The organism is Brachybacterium sp. EE-P12, from assembly GCF_003711805.1.
Taxonomy (GTDB): domain Bacteria; phylum Actinomycetota; class Actinomycetes; order Actinomycetales; family Dermabacteraceae; genus Brachybacterium.
Window position 1 is genome coordinate 19,692 of sequence record NZ_QXCP01000009.1, and the last position, 16,653, is coordinate 36,344.

18 protein-coding genes are annotated in these 16,653 nt (G+C 73.4%); 5 read left to right on the forward strand and 13 right to left on the reverse strand.

Annotation, left to right across the window (positions count from 1 at the left end; translation table 11 throughout):
* Positions 1-366 precede the first annotated feature (366 nt).
* The 5 genes from D1648_RS12240 to infC are packed head-to-tail and all read right to left on the reverse strand — an operon-like array spanning position 367 to position 4,670.
* Positions 367-2,499 carry a cytochrome c oxidase assembly protein gene (locus D1648_RS12240; protein ID WP_241155482.1) on the reverse strand — a complete coding sequence of 711 codons (2,133 nt, stop codon included), beginning with the start codon at positions 2,497-2,499 and terminating at the stop codon, positions 367-369.
* The gene (locus D1648_RS12245) at positions 2,496-3,371 is read right to left on the reverse strand and encodes an RNA methyltransferase (protein ID WP_122942256.1); all 876 of its coding nucleotides are present in this window, start codon (positions 3,369-3,371) and stop codon (positions 2,496-2,498) included. Before D1648_RS12245 ends, D1648_RS12240 begins: the two co-directional genes overlap by 4 nt.
* A gap of 19 nt (positions 3,372-3,390) precedes the next feature.
* A complete protein-coding gene (rplT, locus tag D1648_RS12250; RefSeq protein WP_115413366.1) occupies positions 3,391-3,771 on the reverse strand; it encodes a 50S ribosomal protein L20 in 381 nt (126 codons plus the stop codon).
* A gap of 58 nt (positions 3,772-3,829) precedes the next feature.
* Complete coding sequence (gene rpmI / locus D1648_RS12255) at positions 3,830-4,024, reverse strand: 50S ribosomal protein L35 (RefSeq protein WP_010550143.1); 195 nt, start codon at positions 4,022-4,024, stop codon at positions 3,830-3,832.
* A 25-nt stretch (positions 4,025-4,049) separates the two neighbouring features.
* Complete coding sequence (gene infC / locus D1648_RS12260; RefSeq protein ID WP_122942259.1) at positions 4,050-4,670, reverse strand: translation initiation factor IF-3; 621 nt, start codon at positions 4,668-4,670, stop codon at positions 4,050-4,052.
* A gap of 297 nt (positions 4,671-4,967) precedes the next feature.
* On the opposite strand from infC, the gene D1648_RS12265 reads away from it, so the two are divergent.
* Together D1648_RS12265 and D1648_RS12270 are read left to right on the forward strand one after the other, a co-directional pair.
* A complete protein-coding gene (locus D1648_RS12265) occupies positions 4,968-5,858 on the forward strand; it encodes a DUF4352 domain-containing protein (RefSeq protein WP_164518711.1) in 891 nt (296 codons plus the stop codon).
* 78 nt (positions 5,859-5,936) lie between these two features.
* The gene (locus tag D1648_RS12270) at positions 5,937-6,317 is read left to right on the forward strand and encodes a DUF1844 domain-containing protein (protein ID WP_122942263.1); all 381 of its coding nucleotides are present in this window, start codon (positions 5,937-5,939) and stop codon (positions 6,315-6,317) included.
* Between the two features lie 6 nt (positions 6,318-6,323).
* Here the strand turns inward: D1648_RS12270 and D1648_RS12275 are convergent, their stop codons facing one another.
* The 7 genes from D1648_RS12275 to D1648_RS12305 all read right to left on the reverse strand — a co-directional run bounded on the left by D1648_RS12275 (position 6,324) and on the right by D1648_RS12305 (position 11,239).
* Positions 6,324-7,208: an SseB family protein gene (locus D1648_RS12275; RefSeq protein ID WP_122942265.1), complete on the reverse strand. Its 885-nt coding sequence runs from the start codon at positions 7,206-7,208 to the stop codon at positions 6,324-6,326.
* Positions 7,205-7,939, reverse strand: a complete 735-nt coding sequence (gene priA, locus D1648_RS12280; protein WP_122942267.1) for a bifunctional 1-(5-phosphoribosyl)-5-((5-phosphoribosylamino)methylideneamino)imidazole-4-carboxamide isomerase/phosphoribosylanthranilate isomerase PriA — start codon at positions 7,937-7,939, stop codon at positions 7,205-7,207. Before priA ends, D1648_RS12275 begins: the two co-directional genes overlap by 4 nt.
* Before the next feature lie 76 nt (positions 7,940-8,015).
* Entirely contained in the window at positions 8,016-8,174 is a 159-nt protein-coding gene (locus D1648_RS12285) for a hypothetical protein (protein ID WP_122942269.1), read from the reverse strand.
* Complete coding sequence (hisH, locus tag D1648_RS12290) at positions 8,171-8,836, reverse strand: imidazole glycerol phosphate synthase subunit HisH (protein WP_122943280.1); 666 nt, start codon at positions 8,834-8,836, stop codon at positions 8,171-8,173. Before hisH ends, D1648_RS12285 begins: the two co-directional genes overlap by 4 nt.
* Before the next feature lie 53 nt (positions 8,837-8,889).
* Entirely contained in the window at positions 8,890-9,495 is a 606-nt protein-coding gene (locus tag D1648_RS12295; RefSeq protein ID WP_122942271.1) for a hypothetical protein, read from the reverse strand.
* Positions 9,492-10,109, reverse strand: coding sequence for an imidazoleglycerol-phosphate dehydratase HisB (gene hisB / locus D1648_RS12300; RefSeq protein ID WP_122942273.1), 618 nt, complete (start codon positions 10,107-10,109; stop codon positions 9,492-9,494). Before hisB ends, D1648_RS12295 begins: the two co-directional genes overlap by 4 nt.
* Entirely contained in the window at positions 10,106-11,239 is a 1,134-nt protein-coding gene (locus D1648_RS12305) for a histidinol-phosphate transaminase (protein ID WP_164518712.1), read from the reverse strand. Before D1648_RS12305 ends, hisB begins: the two co-directional genes overlap by 4 nt.
* 126 nt (positions 11,240-11,365) lie before the next feature.
* Between D1648_RS12305 and D1648_RS12310 the strand changes: the two genes are divergently transcribed.
* Positions 11,366-11,746 (forward strand): DUF3054 domain-containing protein, encoded by a 381-nt coding sequence (locus tag D1648_RS12310; protein ID WP_122942277.1) that lies wholly within the window; start codon positions 11,366-11,368, stop codon positions 11,744-11,746.
* Between the two features lie 132 nt (positions 11,747-11,878).
* On the opposite strand, the gene hisD is transcribed toward D1648_RS12310, so the two are convergent.
* Positions 11,879-13,216 (reverse strand): histidinol dehydrogenase, encoded by a 1,338-nt coding sequence (gene hisD / locus D1648_RS12315; protein WP_122942280.1) that lies wholly within the window; start codon positions 13,214-13,216, stop codon positions 11,879-11,881.
* Positions 13,217-13,318: 102 nt separating this feature from the next.
* Here hisD and zupT point away from each other — a divergent pair, with 102 nt between their 5' ends.
* Both zupT and D1648_RS12325 read left to right on the forward strand, forming a co-directional pair.
* Positions 13,319-14,149, forward strand: coding sequence for a zinc transporter ZupT (gene zupT / locus D1648_RS12320; RefSeq protein ID WP_122942282.1), 831 nt, complete (start codon positions 13,319-13,321; stop codon positions 14,147-14,149).
* A gap of 148 nt (positions 14,150-14,297) precedes the next feature.
* Positions 14,298-16,526 carry an NADP-dependent isocitrate dehydrogenase gene (locus tag D1648_RS12325; protein ID WP_122942284.1) on the forward strand — a complete coding sequence of 743 codons (2,229 nt, stop codon included), beginning with the start codon at positions 14,298-14,300 and terminating at the stop codon, positions 16,524-16,526.
* Positions 16,527-16,653 lie beyond the last annotated feature (127 nt).

Here is a 16,653-nt window from a genome sequence, read left to right on the forward strand (position 1 = left end):
GGCATCCGTGCGCGACGGACAGACACGGTCCTTCGAGGAGAGCACCCCGCTCCCGGCGGATCCCGGCGGGGAGATCGAAGCGAGCGACCTGATCCCCTCGCTCTCGCGCACCCGCTACAACGTGCTGATGAGCTCCGCGCTCACGACGGGCGGCCTCGAGCCTCCCGCCCCCGGACGTCCGGGTGAACGTGACAGTGTCCGAGACGGACCACATCGAGGAGTACGACCCGCCGATCCTCCTGCCGGCGGGGCGACCGCTGTCGAGAACCTCCCCGACCTCTGACGCGAGCACCACCGGCTGAAGACGCTCGGGCTGCTCGACCCGGTGCGCGACGGCGGCCTGCATCCGCCGAGCGATCCGCCGCCTTACTGAGTCGGCCCGTCCGGCCGATCCGCGCCGTCCAGCCGGACCTCGCCGCCCGGCTGAGCTACGCCGCCCGGCTGGGCCTCGCCGCCCGGCTGAGCCACGCCGTCCGACCGGGCCTCGCCGCCCAGGCTCTCGAGATAGGCGTTGTACGCGGCGAGCTCGGCGCCGCCGTCCCGCTCGGCCTTGCGGTCGTACTGCCTCGCGCGCCGGTCCTCGGAGCCCATCCACAGCACCACCACGACGATCGCGTACCCGACCGTCGGCACCTCCGAGATCGCCCACATGATCGAGGCGCCGCGCTCCTGGATCAGCATCAGGCGCTCGGGCCCGTACATCCCCAGGTCCGTGTACCAGTCCTGCGCGACCAGCCAGGTCGCCGAGTACAGCGCCACCCCGAAGAAGGCGTGGAACGCGAGGGTGACCAGGAGGGTGAGCAGCTTGAGCACCGGGTTGATCGGTCTTGTCGACGGGTCGATGCCGATCAGCACCCAGGCGAAGAGATAGCCGGAGGCGAGGAAGTGCACCGTCATCAGCACGTGGCCGAGATGGTCGTACATCGCCAGCTCGAAGAGAGGCGAGAAGTAGAAGATCACGAGCGACCCGGCGAAGATCAGCCCGGCCATCGGCGGGGAGGAGATTACGCGAGAGTAGCCCGAGTGCAGCGCCGCGAGCACCCACTCGCGCACCCCGCGGGAACCGTCGGTGCGCGGGGCCGTGGCGCGGGAGAGCATCGTCACCGGAGCGCCCAGCACCCACAGCGGCGGCACGATCATCATCATCGCCATGTGCTGGACCATGTGAGCGTCGAAGCGGAACTTCCCCCAGGCCGCCGCACCTCCGGAGAGGACCCACGCGAAGGCGAGGCAGCCGGCGACGAAGGCGAGCGTGCGGTGCCACGGCCAGTCATCGCCGCGCCGAGCCAGGCGCACCGCGCCGATGAGGTAGGCGCCCGCCATCGCCGCGGCGAGGGCGAGGGCGATCCAGTCGGGCTGGATCACGGTGAACATCGTCGTCGGCGAGAACTCCTCGGACGGCGGGAGGAAGCCGACCAGCGCCATCACCCGCAGCTCGCCGATCTCGGGGACCGACTGCGGCACGGGCGGGGCGGAGCGGCCCAGCGCGATCGACGCCCCGATCACCGCGGCCATGAGCACGCCCTCGGTCAGCGCGAGGTGGCGGAAGCGCAGGCGTTCCCCGAGCCGCCTGCGCTGCAGCGCGCCGAGCACGGCGAGCACGAGCAGCCCGATGGTCTTGGCGAGCACGACGCGTCCGTAGCCGGTGCTCAGCAGGTCCCCCCAGCCCGACAGCCGGATCCAGGCGCTGATCAGTCCGCTGAGGGCGAGGGAGACCACCGCGGCCAGGGCCCAGGGCGAGAAGCGACGCACCACCGTGCCGAGCACGGCGTCGTCCATCCGCGGGGCCAGCAGGGCGATGACCAGCAGCCCGCCCGCCCAGACGGTCACGGCGACGAGGTGCAGCGCCATGGCGTTGACAGCGTTGATGTGGTCGAGGCTCGCGCCGGCGTGGCCCACCAGGCCCAGGGAGAGCGTGCCGAGCCCGGCGAAGGCGAGCCCCCAGCAGGCCAGCACGGTCGAGCGGGCGAGGGCGTACGCCAGGGTCGCGAGCGCGGCGAGCACCGCGACCAGCATCTGCAGGCGTCCGAGAGCGCCGCCCATCGCCACGTCCCAGACGTTCAGGTCGGTGCCCGCTCCCGTCGCCTCGAGCCCGCCGAGCGGGATCTGCGCGGCGGCGGCGAGGGTCCAGAGCAGGGCGCCGGCCGCGGCGAGACGCACCGTGCGGCGGCGCAGCGGGTCCAGCACCGTCACCTCCCGGCGGGAGGGGCCGGGCAGCAGCAGCACGGCGGTCCCGCCCGCGCCGACGGCGATCAGCAGCCCGAGGTGGTGCAGGGCCCGCACGACGGGCAGACCCCAGGTGACCAGCGGGGAGGCGGGCACGAGCGTGGCGGGGGACACCGCACCGGTGGCGAGCATCCCGAGCCCTGCTGCGAGCAGCGAGAGGAGCAGGAGGAGCGGCACGGCCGCGGCGGCGAGGGCGCGGCCGGGTCGAGCGCCGACCGCGGAGCGGGGATGCTCGTCGTCCGTGCGGGGCGCGGAGCGGGAAGGAGTGGTCATGCGCGCGCCCGCCGGCGACGGAGCGTCTCGAACAGGCACACGGTCGCGGCGGTGTGCACGTTCAGGGACTCCGCGTGCCCGGCCAGCGGGATCCGCACGGTGAGCGGGGCGGCGGAGAGGGTCTCCTCGTCCAGTCCGCGGGCCTCGTTGCCGAGGATCCAGGCCAGTCGCTGCGGCAGCTCGACGGTGAACAGCTCGACCTCGGCGTGGCCGCTGGTCGCGGCGGCGGTGATGCCTCGCGCGGCGAGGGTCTCGAGCACGGGCGCGATCTCCGCGCCGGCGAGGACGGGGAGGTGGAAGAGGCTGCCGACGGCGGCGCGGACGGCCTTCGGGGAGTACGGGTCGGCGCTGGTGCGGGTCAGCAGCACGAGGTCGGCGCCGGCGGCGTCCGCGGTGCGGATCAGGGTGCCGACGTTTCCGGGGTCGCGCACCTCGTGGAGCACGACCACGGTGAGCGGCTCGTCGGCGGGCAGCGTCTCCAGCGCGGTGAGCGCGGCGAGCGGGTCCTCGGCCGGCAGCGTGCCGAGCGCGACGACGCCCTGCGGGGAGACGAGCGCGCCGTGGGCAGCCGGGCTCGCGGCGTCCTCGCGGACCATGGCGCGCAGCACCTGCTCGTCGAGCGTGTTCGCAGGCGCTCCCGCCGCGCGGGCGAGGCTCACCAGGTCGGGGTGGTCGTCGGCGGCGCGCTCGGTGAGGTGCACCTCGAGGGCGAGCTCGGGTCGGTGCGTGAGCAGGGAGCGCACGGCCTGCGGTCCCTCGATGCGGAATCGTCCCTGCTTGCGACGCGCAGAGCGCCCGGTCAGCGCCGCCACCTTCCGCACCCGCTCGGAGCGGGGGGAGGTGATCGGGGACTGATCCGGGCGCTCGGTCATCGCCAGACGTGCCGCGATGTCAGGCCGCGGGGGCGTTGACGTCCTTGGGGAGGGCGTTCTTGGCGACCTCGACCAGGGCGGCGAAAGCCGGCGCGTCGTTGACGGCGAGCTCGGCGAGCATGCGACGGTCAACCTCGACACCCGCGAGGCCGAGGCCCTGGATGAAGCGGTTGTAGGTCAGGCCGTTGGCGCGGGAGGCAGCGTTGATGCGCTGGATCCAGAGCTGACGGAAGTCGCCCTTGCGCTTCTTGCGGTCGCGGAAGTTGTAGGTCTGCGAGTGCAGCACCTGCTCCTTCGCCTTGCGGTACAGGCGCGAGCGCTGGCCGCGGTAGCCGCTGGCCTGCTCGAGGATCTCCCGACGCTTCTTCTGGGCGTTGACCGCCCGCTTCACGCGTGCCACGTGATACTCCTTCGATCGTAAGTTCAGGGTCGCGGGAGGCGTGCTCCCGCGTGGGCGATCAGCGGCCCAGCAGCTTCTTCATGCGCTTGGCGTCGGCCTTCGACACATCGGTGTCGGAGCCCAGACGGCGCTTGCGGGTGGAGGACTTGTGCTCCAGCAGGTGGCGGGCGTTCGCCTTCTCGCGCATGAGCTTGCCCGAGCCGGTGACGCGGACGCGCTTCTTGGTGCCCGAGTGGGTCTTGTTCTTCGGCATTGGCCTGTTTCTCCTTGTGACGTTCTCAGGACTCGGCGCCGGCCTCGGCCTCGGGCGCGGACGTCTCGTCCTTGCCCCGGGCCGCTGCCTTCTCGGCGTCGGTCTTGCGCTTGCGGGCCTCGGCCATGGCCTGGGCCTTCTTCTTGTGAGGTCCGAAGACCATCACCATGTTGCGGCCGTCCTGCCGCGGGTGGGACTCGACGAAGCCGTAGTCGGCGACATCCTCCGCCATGCGCTGCAGGAGCTTCACGCCCCGCTCGGGACGGGACTGCTCACGGCCTCGGAAGCGGATGATGACCTTGACCTTGTCGCCGCCGTCGAGGAACTTCTCGACGTTGCGACGCTTGGTCTCGTAGTCATGGGTGTCGATCTTCAGGCCCATCCGGATCTCCTTCTGGACCGTGTTGGCCTGGTTCTTCCGCGCCTCACGGGCCTTCAGGTTGGCTTCGTACTTGTACTTGCCGTAATCCATGAGCCGCGCGACCGGCGGGTTCGCACCCGGTGCGACCTCGACCAGGTCGAGGTCTGCTTCCTGGGCGAGACGCAGGGCGTCCTCGACACGGACCTCACCGACCTGCTCGCCGTTGGGACCGACCAGGAGGACCTTGGGGACCCTGATCTGACCGTTGATGCGCTGTTCGCTGATGTTGGCTCCTCACCTTGTTTTCGAGTCGGAAGACGACGAAGGCCCCCGCAGTCATGCGGAGGCCCCAAGGTGCGTGCGCTGCGGCGACGAGCGAGCGCGACGGCCTGCCCGTCGGACGGTGACGCCCGACTGCGATACTGACCTGGCGGCTGGGTGCCACGAGGTGGGAAGGGACTCCACTTGAGGAACGTATGACGAGGGTTTCGACCTGTTCCAGTCGTCTATCCTAGCAGCAGAAGGACGTGCGTCCAGGTGATGTGCGTCGCGCCGTCAGGCCGCCGTCAGCGAGGAGTTCAGGTGCACAGCGACCGCGAGACGTCCGCCGGGGACGGCCCACCTCCGCCCCCCGAGGCGCCCGCCGCCGCTCATGAGTACGGCTACGGCGACGACGACGCCGTCCTCGCCGGACCGTACACGGCCTCCGAGCCGGTCGACGCAGCCGGCGGCCCGCCGCACCACGACGCGGCGACGCCCGGGGACCCCGCCGCGACCGAGGCCCGCTCGGTCACCGGAGTGCAGGGGGTCCGCGCCCCCCGCGCGATGCTGCGCCCGGTGCCCGAGGGCTTCCCTCCGCCTCCCCCGCAGCCCGAGGCCCCGAACCGTCGACCGCCCAGGAGTCCTGCCCCGGAGGGCGGCACCCGTCCGCGGCGCGGCCTGCTCGCGGCCGCGGTCCTCGTGCTCGCGGCGCCGCTGCTCGCCGCCGTCATCGTCGGCGGCGTGCTCGCCGTGCGCGCCCTCGGCACCGGGGGCGCGGAGGACGCCTCCCCGGCCGGGGCGAGCGACACGCCGCAGGACCCCGCGGCCGGAGGCACCGTCCGGATCGGCGAGCTGACGGTCTCCGCACGCAGCACCGAGCTCGGCGTGCGCAGCGTCGGCCCCCGCAACGACCCTCAGGAGCCCGAGGGCGAGTTCGTGATCGTCACCGTCGAGATCGCCAACGAGGGGACCCGCCCCGAGCGGCTCTCGGAGGACACGGTCTCGCTGGTCTCCGCCGACGGCGAGAGCCATCAGCTCGACCGCGCGGCGAGCCGGGCGCACATCGCCCGGACCGATCCCCCGGGCCTGCTCCCGGGAGAGTCCACCGAGCGCATGCACCTCGTCTACGACGTCCCCCTCGGCACCGAGGTCGAATCGCTCCGGTTCGACCTGCCCGGTGCCGGCGAGGGCGATCTCCCCCTCGGCACCTGAACCGCGCCGAGCCACCTGCCCGACCGACCAGCCCCGCCGCGCCCGCCCCTGGCACGGCACGACCACGAAGGACCACCAGTGACCGAGCACTCGCACGAGACCGCCCCCCATTCCCACGACGCCGCGACCGGGGCGGAGGAGCTGCGCGACATCGCCGATGTCGCCGCGGTCGAGATCATCACCTCCGCCTGCGTGCACCTCATGAGCGCCGCGGCGGTGAAGGTGGGGCTGGCCGAGGACGAGGAGACCGGTCAGTACCAGGACCTCGCCGAGGCGCGGAAGCTCATCAACGCCCTCGCCGGCCTGGTCACTGCCGCCGCGCCGGAGATCGGGAACGAGCACGCGCGCTCGCTGCGCGACGGCCTGCGCTCGCTGCAGCTGGCCTTCGCCGAGGCGCTGCCGTTCCCCGATGCGCCCGGCGAGGCCCCGGGCGAGAAGTACACCGGCCGGGTCTCCTGAGCGGGCTCAGGAGCCGAGCACGAGCCGCATCGAGCTGATCCGCTCGGCGACCAGCTGCGAGCTGCCGAGCGCCTGCGTCACCTGACCGACTACCGCGGAGACCTGCTCCGCGGTCAGCCCGGGGCGCAGTCGCAGGTGGAGGTCCACCTCGGCGCTCTCGCCCGCGCGGGCGCTCAGCCCCAGCACCTCCGCGGAGGCGGAGGTGCCGAGGCGCTCGAGCTCCTCGGCGAGCTGCGGGTCCTCATGCGGGGGGATCCACTCCCGCCCCTGGCCCAGCGCCCACAGCACCGAGCGGGGCAGCAGCACGGGCCCGCCCTCCTCGGCAGGGTTCGCCGGGTCCAGCAGCAGGGCCGTGCAGCCCTCCTGCACGGCGGCCTGCGCCGCCTGCGGGGCGACGACGGGCACGGGGCGGGCGTCGCTGCGCCAGGCTGCGAGCTGGGCGACGGAGCTGAACAGCGGCAGCACGGTCGTCCCGTCGGGCGCGGTGATCGAGACCATCGCCATGTCGGCGCCGTTGTCGCCGGTCAGTCCGTGCGCCGTCGTGCCCGTCTCGGTGGCGACCGCCATGATCGGCACGAGCACCCGCGAGTCCGCGAGCGCCGCGACGAGCGCCCGCCGATGCGGATCCTCCCCCGCGCGGTGCGCCCGCAGCGCCGCGGCCAGCGCGGCGGGTGTCCCGCCGTCGTCGTCCGGGAAGGGGCTGACGGTGTAGTCCCGCCCCGCCCAGGACACCCCGGCCGTGTCGGTCAGCGGCGACTTCTCGCGGAAGTGCGCAGGCAGCGTCCGACGCGCCTGCTCGGCGCGCGCACCGGGCCCGGCCGGGCCCGGTGCGCCGCCGTCGCCCGGCGGCGTGTCAGGTGCATCGGGGACGTCGTCGTGGCGGGAGCTCATGGGCGGCCCGCGACGTCGAGCGCCTCGCCCATCGTGAAGGCCTGCGCGTACAGGGCCTTGCCGACGATCGCGCCCTCGACCCCGGCGGGGACGAGCTCGCGCAGCGCGCGGAGGTCGTCGAGGGAGGAGATGCCGCCGGAGGCGACGACCTTCGCGTCGGTGCGCTCGCACACCTGCGCGAGCAGGTCGACGTTCGGCCCGCGCAGGGTTCCGTCCTTGGTCACGTCGGTGACGACGTAGCGCTGGCAGCCTGCCGCGTCGAGCCGCTCGAGGGTCTCCCACAGGTCCCCGCCCTCGCGGGTCCAGCCGCGGGCGGCGAGGGTGGTTCCGCGCACGTCGAGGCCGACGGCGATGCGGTCGCCGTGCTCGGCGATGACATCGGCCGTCCACTCGGGGTGCTCGAGCGCGGCGGTGCCGAGGTTCACGCGGCGGCAGCCGGTGGCCAGCGCCGCGGTGAGCGACTCGTCGTCGCGGATCCCGCCGGAGAGCTCGACGTTCATGTCCACGGCGGCGACGACCTCGGCGAGGAGCGAGGCATTGGAGCCGCGGCCGAAGGCGGCGTCGAGGTCGACCAGGTGCAGCCAGCTCGCGCCGCCCTCCTGGAAGGTCAGCGCGGCGTCCAGCGGGGCGCCGTAGCCGGTCTCGGTGCCGGCCTCGCCCTGGACGAGTCGGACGGCCTGGCCGGACTGCACGTCGACGGCGGGCAGCAGCTCGAGCACGGGAGCGGTCATGGGTGGGGTCTCCTGGGACGGTGGGGGGGCGATGCCCGGTCGGGCACGCGGTGGGACGGGGACGGCGGGCCGGGGATCAGCCGGTGCGGATGCGCCAGAACGAGATGCCCAGGCACACCAGACCGAGGACGAGCAGTCCGAGGACCGCCCACCAGGGCTTCTTCGAGCGGTAGAACGACCAGGCCCCGCCGAGGATCATGCCCCCGGCGAAGAGCATCACGAAGGCGAGGATCATGCGGGGGCCCCCGCACCGCGGCGGGGCAGGCCGCCCAGCCAGTTCGCCAGCAGGCGGGCGCCGGCCGCACCGGACTTCTCGGGATGGAACTGGGTGGCGCTCAGCGCCCCGTTCTCGACGGCGGCGACGAAGCGGTCCTGCCCGTGCACGGCCCAGGTCACCTGCGGCGCCTTGAGCGGACCGGTGTCCTCCAGCTCCCAGCTGCGCGCGGCATAGGAGTGGACGAAGTAGAAGCGCTCGTCGCCGATGCCGGCGAAGAGCGTGCTGTCCGGTGCGGCCTCGACCGTGTTCCAGCCCATGTGGGGGACGACCTCGGCCTGCAGGCGGGTGACCTCGCCGGGCCACTGGCCGAGACCGCGGGTGCGCTCGCCGTGCTCGGTGCCGGCCTCGAACATGGCCTGCAGGCCCACGCAGATCCCGAGGACGGGCAGACCGCCGGCGAGGCGGCGCTCGATGATGCGGTCCCCGCCGACGGCGAGGATCTGCGCGATGGTCGCGGAGTACGCGCCGACGCCGGGGACGACGAGCCCGTCGGCGGCGAGGGCGCGCTCTCGGTCCGCGGTGAGCTCGACCTCGGCGCCCGCGGCCTCGAGCGCGCGCACCACGGAGCGGACGTTGCCGGAGCCGTGGTCGAGGACGACCACCCGGGGCGCGGGGCGCACCGGGGCGTCGGCGTCCTGCGCGGTCGCGGCGGAGGGATCGGGGCGGACCTCGCTCACGGCCGCTTCTTCCCGCCGGAGGCGATCCATTCGAGGGCCTCGGCGCGGGTGAGCGCGGCGGGGTCCAGCCCCTCGCCCAGCTCCTCGATCGAGGTCGCGCCGAGCAGCAGCTCCTCGACGAGGTCGTCGACCGCGCCGAGCACGATCGCGGGCGAGATGTCCTCGCCGCGCTCGCCGTTCTTGTAGCGCGTCGCGGTCATGCGGTCCCCGCGGCGCCAGAAGAGCACGATCCCGTTGCGCTGCAGGGCGGTGGAGGTGATCGCGGCGAGGTCGTGCGCGGCGGTCTCGGTCAGGGCGCCGACGGCGACGGCGCCGGTGCCGGTGTCGAAGGCGGCGGTGCCGGCGGGGATGTCGATCCCGTCGGTGCGGGCCTCGCGGCCCAGCCGGATCACGCCGGCGAGCGCCTTCGCGGTCGCGACCGAGGTGGCGACCACGGCGATGGTGGGGACGTCGTCCTCCTCCGGCGCGGCGGAGGCGTCGGACAGGACGTCCTCGACGGTCAGCGGCTCGTCGTCGAGGGAGAGTCCCTCGGTGAGACGGGCGAACTCGGCGTCGATGTCCTCGGGCTCGGGTCCGGGGCCGGTGCTGTCCTCGGTGCTCACAGTGCTCCCTTGGTGGACGGGACGCCGATGACCCGCTCGTCCGGGGCGCAGGCCACGCGCAGCGCCCGGGCGAGGGCCTTGAACTGGGCCTCGACGATGTGGTGGGGGTCGCGCCCCTCGATCACGCGGATGTGCAGGCAGATCGCGGCGTGGTGGGCGAGGGACTCGAAGACGTGGCGGGTGAGGGACCCCGTGAAGTGCCCGCCGATGAGGTGCAGGGCCTGAGCCTCGCTCTCGCCGGAGTGGACGCAGTAGGGGCGGCCGGAGAGGTCCACGACGGCCTGGGCGAGCGCCTCGTCCAGCGGCACGAGCGCATCGCCGAAGCGGGTGATGCCGTGCTTGTCGCCGAGCGCCTCGCGCAGCGCCTGGCCGAGCACGATCGCGGTGTCCTCGACGGTGTGGTGCGCGTCGATATGAGTATCGCCTGTCGCCGACACCTTCAGGTCGAAGCGGGCGTGGGTGCCCAGCGCCGTGAGCATGTGGTCGTAGAAGGGCACCGTGGTGGAGACGTCCACCTGGCCGGTGCCGTCGATGTCGAGGCTGACCTCGACGGAGGACTCGCGGGTGGTGCGGGAGAGGGTCGCGGTGCGTGACGGGCGGGCGGTCTCGGTCATCGGGGGTCGGCCTCCTCGAGGGCGGTGCGGAATGCGGAGTTGTCCTCGGGGGTGCCCACGCTGACACGGAGCCAGCCGGCCGGGCCCACCGCACGGATCAGCACGTCACGATCCAGGAGGGCCCGGAACACGTCGTCGCGGCCTCTGAAGGTGCGGAAGAGGACGAAGTTGGCGTCGGACGGGGCGACCTCGTGGCCGCGCCCGGCGAGATGGGCGGCGAGCGCGTCCCGCTCGGCGCGCAGCAGCTCGACCTTGCCCAGCAGCTCGTCGCGGTGGGCCAGGGCGGTGCGGGCCACCGCCTGGGTCACGGCCGAGAGGTGGTAGGGCAGGCGCACCACGCGCACGGTGTCGACGATCGCCGGATCGGCGACGAGATAGCCGAGGCGGGCGCCGGCGAGCGCGAAGGCCTTGGACATGGTGCGGGCGACGACGAGGTTCGAATGCTCGGGCAGGAGCGTCAGGGCGCTGGGCACCCCGTCGCGGCGGAACTCGCCGTAGGCCTCGTCGATCACGAGCAGCCCGCGCACGGGCTCGAGCGCACGGGCCGCGGCACGGGCGACCTCGAGGTCGAGCGCGGTGCCGGTGGGGTTGTTCGGGGAGGTGAGGATCACGATGCTCGGGCGGTGCTCGGAGATCGCGGCGGTGACGGTCTGAGCGGTGAGCGCGAAGTCGGGGGCCGGGCCGCGCTCGGCGGTGACCCAGCCGGTGTAGGTGTCGCGCGCGTACTCGGGGTACATCGAGTAGTGCGGGGTGAAGCCCAGCGCCGTGCGGCCCGGCCCGCCGTAGGCGAGCAGCAGCTGGTGCATGACCTCGTTCGAGCCGTTCGCGGCCCAGACCGCCTCGGCCGGCGGGGCGGGCACGCCCGACTCCGCGGCGAGATACTCCCCCAGCTCGCGACGCAGGTCCAGCGCTTCCCGGTCCGGATAGCGGTTCAGGCCGACGGCCGCCTCCGCGGCGGCGGCGCCGATCGCGGCGGCGAGCTCGGCGGAGGGCCCGTAGGGGTTCTCGTTGACGTTCAGCGCATGGGCGACGGGCAGCTGCGGCGCGCCGTAGGGGGCGGCGCCGGCGATGCCGTCACGGGGAGCGGGCAGGACCGAGGGCTCACGCGTCGGGGCGGACGAGGGGGACATGCCGCTCATGGTAGTTGGCGGCACCGCGGGCGGCGCTCCCGGTCCGCCGTACGGCACGGCACCGGGTGACGGGTTCCTCCCCCGCGGCGCAGGTGCCTCCCGGCCTCGCGCCAGTACGCTGGCGGGATGTTCCGCTCCCTGGGTGCCCTCGTCGGCGACCTGCTGGTCGTCATCCTCTTCGTCGCGATCGGCTTCGTGCAGCACGGCACAGCTCTGACCACCGAGAACATTTTCCTCGTCGGCTGGCCCTTCGCCGTCGGCACCCTGCTGGGGCATCTCGCGATCCGCGCCTGGCGCGCCCCCTTCCGGATCTGGCCCCATGGGATCTTCGTGTGGGCGATCACGCTGGCCACCGGGATGGCCGTGCGCACCCTGTTCGGGGCGGGCACCGAGGTCTCCTTCGTGGTCGTCACCGCGATCGTGACCGCGCTGGGGATGCTGGGCTGGCGCGCCGTGGCGCTGTGGCTCACCCGCGCCGAGCGTCGGAGAGCTCCCGCCGGGGCGTGAGCCGCTCAGGGGCCCGGGCGCGTCCGCACGGCCCCGAACCCGCCCGAGGCCCCGACCACATCCGCTCCCACCAGCAGGACCGGCCCGGCTGGGGCTGCGGAGCCGGTCGGTCCTCAGCCGCTCCCCGGCGGCTCAGCCCTCGAAGCGCACGTCGATCGCCGTGCCGTGGGCGGGCAGGCCCTCGGCGCGGGCGAGGGTGGTCGCGGCCTCGCGCGCCCCGGCGAGCGCGTCGCGGTCGTAGTGGACGACGTGGATGCCGCGCAGGAAGGTCTGCACGCCGAGTCCTCCGGTGAAGCGGGAGGTCCCGCCGGTGGGCAGGACGTGGTTGGAGCCGGCGGCGTAGTCGCCGAGGCTCACGGGGCTGTGCGGGCCCACGAAGACGGCACCGGCGTTCGTCACGCGCGCGGCGAGCTCCTCGGCGGAGGCGGTCTGGACCTCGAGGTGCTCGGCGCCGTAGGCGTCGACGGTCGCCAGGCCCTGCTCGAGGTCGTCCACGAGCACGGCGCCGCTCTGCGCGCCGCGCAGCGCCTGGCCGATCCGCTCGTGGTGGAGGGTGCGGGGGACCTGCGTCGCGAGCTCGGCCTCGACCTCCTCCACGAGCGCGGCGGAGGGGGTGACCAGCACGCTCGCGGCCAACGGGTCGTGCTCGGCCTGCGAGATGAGGTCCGCGGCGACGTAGGCCGGGTCGGCGGTGTCGTCGGCGAGGATCGCGATCTCGGTCGGGCCGGCCTCCGCGTCGATGCCGACCCGGCCGCGGACCAGGCGCTTGGCGGCGGCGACGTAGACGTTGCCGGGGCCGGTGATGAGGTCCACGCCCTCGAGCCCGGTCCCGTCGCCGAGGTCGCTCGCGCCGTGGGCGAGCAGGGCGATCGCCTGGGCGCCGCCCGCGGCGAGCACCTCGGTGACGCCGAGCAGCGCGCAGGCGGCGAGGATGGTGGGGTGCGGGAGGCCGCCGAACTCCTTCTGCGGCGGAGAGGCCAGCACGATCTGCTCGACCCCGGCGACCTGGGCGGGCACCACGTTCATCACGACGGAGCTGGGCAGCACGGCACGGCCACCCGGCACGTACAGCCCCACCCTGCGCACCGGGACCCAGCGCTGGGTGACGGTACCGCCGGGCACGACCTCGACGCGCTCGGCGGGGCGGACCTGGGCGCCGTCGACGGCCCGCACACGGGCGATCGACTCCTCGAGCGCGGCACGGATCGCCGGGTCCAGCTCCTCGAGCGCCCGCTCGAGCGCCTCGGCCGGCACCCGCAGGTGCGCGGGGCGGATCCCGTCGAAACGCTCGGAGGCCTCGAGCACGGCGTCCGCGCCGCGGGCGGCGACGTCCTCGACCACGGGGCGCACGGCCTCGGCGGCCGCGGCGACGTCCAGCTCCGCCCGGGGCAGGGCGGCGGCGAGCTCGGCGGCACCGAGGCGGCGGGAGCGCAGATCGGTGACGGTCAGGAAGGCGTCGGTGTCGGGCATGGGGCCAGTCTAGGAGCGCCAGACCGGAGCGGCCCGGGGTGCCCACGGCGGCACGGGACGAGGGTCCGCGGCCCGGTGGCGACCCGTGGGTAAGGTGCACGGGTGCTCGTCGCGTTCCTCCTCACCCTCCTCGCCGGCGGTGCCACGTCCATCGGTGCCGCCCTCGGCGTGCTCGGCCGCGGCACGGGGCCGAAGTTCCTCGCCGGCGGGCTCGGGCTCTCCGCCGGGGTGATGCTCTACGTCTCCTTCGTCGAGCTGCTGCCCCAGGGCGCGATCGTGCTCTCGGGCGGCACGGGCCCTGACGTGAGGGGGACGGCGCTGGCGACCCTGTCGTTCTTCCTCGGTATCGCGCTGATCGCGGTGCTGGACCGGCTCGTGCCCGAGTCGGTCAGCCCGCACGAGTTCTCCGGCCGCATGGCGGGCAGCCACGGCCACGCCGAGGTGCGCGGTCCGGCCGAGCTGCGCGAGGACCGGGCGCTGCGGGCGCGGCTGCTGCGCACCGGCGCGGTCACGGCGATCGCGCTGGCCCTGCACAACGTGCCCGAGGGGTTCGCGACCTTCGTCGCCGCGCTGCAGGCCCCCGAGATCGCGATCCCCGTGGTCGCCGCGATCGCGCTGCACAACATCCCCGAGGGCCTCGCCGTGGCGGTGCCGGTGCGGCGCGCCACCGGATCGCGGGCGAAGGCGTTCTGGCTCTCGACGATGACGGGCCTGGCCGAGCCCGTCGGTGCCGTGATCGGCTATCTCCTGCTCGCCCCGGTGCTGACGGGCGAGGCGATGGGCGCGATCCTCGCGGGCGTGGCCGGGGTGATGGTGTTCGTCTCCCTCGACGAGCTGCTGCCGGCCGCCGAGGAGACCGGGGAGCACCACACGGTGATCTACTCGCTCATCGCGGGCATGGCCGTGATGGCCGTGACGCTGCTGGTGCTCTGAGGGCCCGCTGCCGGACGGGCCGCCCTCACGTACCGTGGGGACGTCCGGATCGACCGGGCGGACCCGCCCCCGTCGAATCATTCTTGACGTCAAGATAGTCTTGGTCCCAGGACCCATGCCGCACCGACCCGAGGGAGCATCGCGACACATGGCGCGCATCATCTACACCCACACCGACGAGGCGCCGATGCTGGCCACCGCCTCGTTCCTGCCGATCCTCGACGCCTTCTCCGACACCGCCGGGATCGACGTCTCCACCCGTGACATCTCCCTGGCCGGCCGCATCGTCGCCGCCTTCTCGGACCTGCTGCCCGAGGAGCAGCGGGAGGCGGACGCGCTCGCCGAGCTGGGCGAGCTCGCGAAGACGCCCGAGGCGAACATCATCAAACTGCCGAACATCTCCGCCTCCGTGCCGCAGCTGAAGGCCGCGATCGCCGAGCTGCAGGGTCAGGGCATCGAGCTGCCGGACTACCCCGAGTCCCCCGAGACCGACGAGGAGAAGGACATCCGCGCCCGCTACGACTCGGTCAAGGGCTCGGCCGTCAACCCCGTGCTGCGCGAGGGCAACTCCGACCGCCGCGCTCCCGCCGCGGTGAAGAACTTCGCCAAGAAGCACCCCCACCGCATGGGCGAGTGGAGCAAGGACTCCAAGACCTCCGTCGCGACCATGGGCGCCGACGACTTCCGCGCCAACGAGCAGTCCGTCGTGCTGGAGGCCGAGGACGCGCTCTCGATCGTGCACGTCGCCGCCGACGGCACCGAGACGGTGCTGAAGTCCTCGATCCCGGTGCTCGCCGGCGAGGTCGTGGACTCGACCGTGATGCGCGTGGCCGCGCTGGAGGAGTTCCTGCGCGCGCAGATCGCGGCCGCGAAGGAGCAGGGCGTGCTGTTCTCCCTGCACCTGAAGGCCACGATGATGAAGGTCTCCGACCCGATCCTGTTCGGCCACGCGGTGCGTGCCTTCCTCCCCACCCTGTTCACGCAGTACGGCGACGTGCTCGCCGAGGCGGGCCTGTCCCCGAACAACGGGCTTGGCGGAATCCTCGCCGGTGTCGACGCGCTCGAGGAGACCGTGCAGGAGGGCATCAAGGCCGCGATCGAGCAGGACCTGGCCGACGGCCCGGACCTCGCGATGGTCAACTCCCACAAGGGCATCACCAACCTCCACGTCCCCTCCGACGTGATCATCGACGCCTCCATGCCGGCGATGATCCGCACCTCGGGCCACATGTGGAACAAGGACGACGCCGAGCAGGACACCCTCGCCGTCATCCCCGACTCCTCCTACGCCGGCGTCTACGCCGCGACGATCGAGGACTGCCAGGAGAACGGCGCCTTCGACCCCACCACCATGGGCACCGTCCCGAACGTGGGCCTCATGGCGCAGAAGGCCGAGGAGTACGGCTCCCACGACAAGACCTTCGAGATCGCCGCCGACGGGCGGGTCGAGGTGCGCGACGCCTCCGGCGCGGCGCTGATGAGCCACGAGGTCGCCGCCGGGGACATCTTCCGCGCCTGCCAGGCCAAGGACGCCCCGATCCGCGACTGGGTGCAGCTCGCGGTGCGCCGCTCGCGCACCTCCGGGATGCCGGCCGTGTTCTGGCTGGACGAGACCCGCGCCCACGACCGAAACCTCATCGCCAAGGTCGAGAAGTACCTGGCCGACGAGGACACCGAGGGCCTCGACATCCGGATCCTCTCCCCGATCGAGGCGACGAAGCACACCCTGGCCCGCGTCCGCGCCGGCGAGGACACGATCTCCGTGACCGGCAACGTGCTGCGCGACTACCTCACCGACCTGTTCCCGATCATGGAGCTCGGCACGAGCGCCAAGATGCTCTCCGTGGTCCCGCTGATGAACGGCGGCGGCCTCTTCGAGACCGGGGCCGGCGGCTCCGCCCCCAAGCACGTCCAGCAGCTGATCGAGGAGGACTACCTGCGCTGGGACTCCCTCGGCGAGTTCCTGGCGCTGGCCGAGTCGCTGCGCCACCTCGCGCGCACCGCGGACAACGCCCGCGCCGCCGTGCTGGCCGACGCACTGGACCGAGCCACCGAGACCCTGCTGAACGAGGGCAGGTCCCCGCAGCGCAGGCTCGGCTCGATCGACAACCGCGGCAGCCACTTCTACCTCGCCCTCTACTGGGCGCAGGAGCTCGCGCAGCAGAGCGAGGACGCGGAGCTGGCCACCGCCTTCGGGCCCATCGCGAAGGAGCTCACCGAGAGCGAGGAGACCATCGCCGCCGAGCTGCTCGCCGTGCAGGGCAAGCCGGCGGACATCGGCGGCTACTACCGCCCCGACCCGGAGAAGGCCGCCGCGGTGATGCGCCCGTCGGCGACCTTCAACCGGATCCTCGAGGAGATCTCCGCGGCGCTGTGACCGCGCCGTCGCGCTGAGACGCCTCGGGGCAGGCCACCGTGTGGTGGCCTGCCCCGAGGCGTCGTGGCCCGCCCCGTCCCGATCGGTCCGGCCCCTCCGTCCCTCCCGTCCCTGTCACCTCGCCCGC

What these genes read in the sequence shown, in the direction of transcription:
- D1648_RS12240 (WP_241155482.1), bottom strand. Translation starts at nt 2,499, where the DNA reads ATGACCACTCCTTCCCGCTCCGCGCCCCGCACGGACGACGAGCATCCC.
- D1648_RS12245 (WP_122942256.1), bottom strand. Translation starts at nt 3,371, where the DNA reads ATGACCGAGCGCCCGGATCAGTCCCCGATCACCTCCCCCCGCTCCGAG.
- rpmI (WP_010550143.1), bottom strand. Translation starts at nt 4,024, where the DNA reads ATGCCGAAGAACAAGACCCACTCGGGCACCAAGAAGCGCGTCCGCGTC.
- D1648_RS12275 (WP_122942265.1), bottom strand. Translation starts at nt 7,208, where the DNA reads ATGAGCTCCCGCCACGACGACGTCCCCGATGCACCTGACACGCCGCCG.
- priA (WP_122942267.1), bottom strand. Translation starts at nt 7,939, where the DNA reads ATGACCGCTCCCGTGCTCGAGCTGCTGCCCGCCGTCGACGTGCAGTCC.
- D1648_RS12285 (WP_122942269.1), bottom strand. Translation starts at nt 8,174, where the DNA reads ATGATCCTCGCCTTCGTGATGCTCTTCGCCGGGGGCATGATCCTCGGC.
- hisB (WP_122942273.1), bottom strand. Translation starts at nt 10,109, where the DNA reads ATGACCGAGACCGCCCGCCCGTCACGCACCGCGACCCTCTCCCGCACC.
- D1648_RS12305 (WP_164518712.1), bottom strand. Translation starts at nt 11,239, where the DNA reads ATGTCCCCCTCGTCCGCCCCGACGCGTGAGCCCTCGGTCCTGCCCGCT.
- D1648_RS12310 (WP_122942277.1), top strand. Translation starts at nt 11,366, where the DNA reads ATGTTCCGCTCCCTGGGTGCCCTCGTCGGCGACCTGCTGGTCGTCATC.
- hisD (WP_122942280.1), bottom strand. Translation starts at nt 13,216, where the DNA reads ATGCCCGACACCGACGCCTTCCTGACCGTCACCGATCTGCGCTCCCGC.
- D1648_RS12325 (WP_122942284.1), top strand. Translation starts at nt 14,298, where the DNA reads ATGGCGCGCATCATCTACACCCACACCGACGAGGCGCCGATGCTGGCC.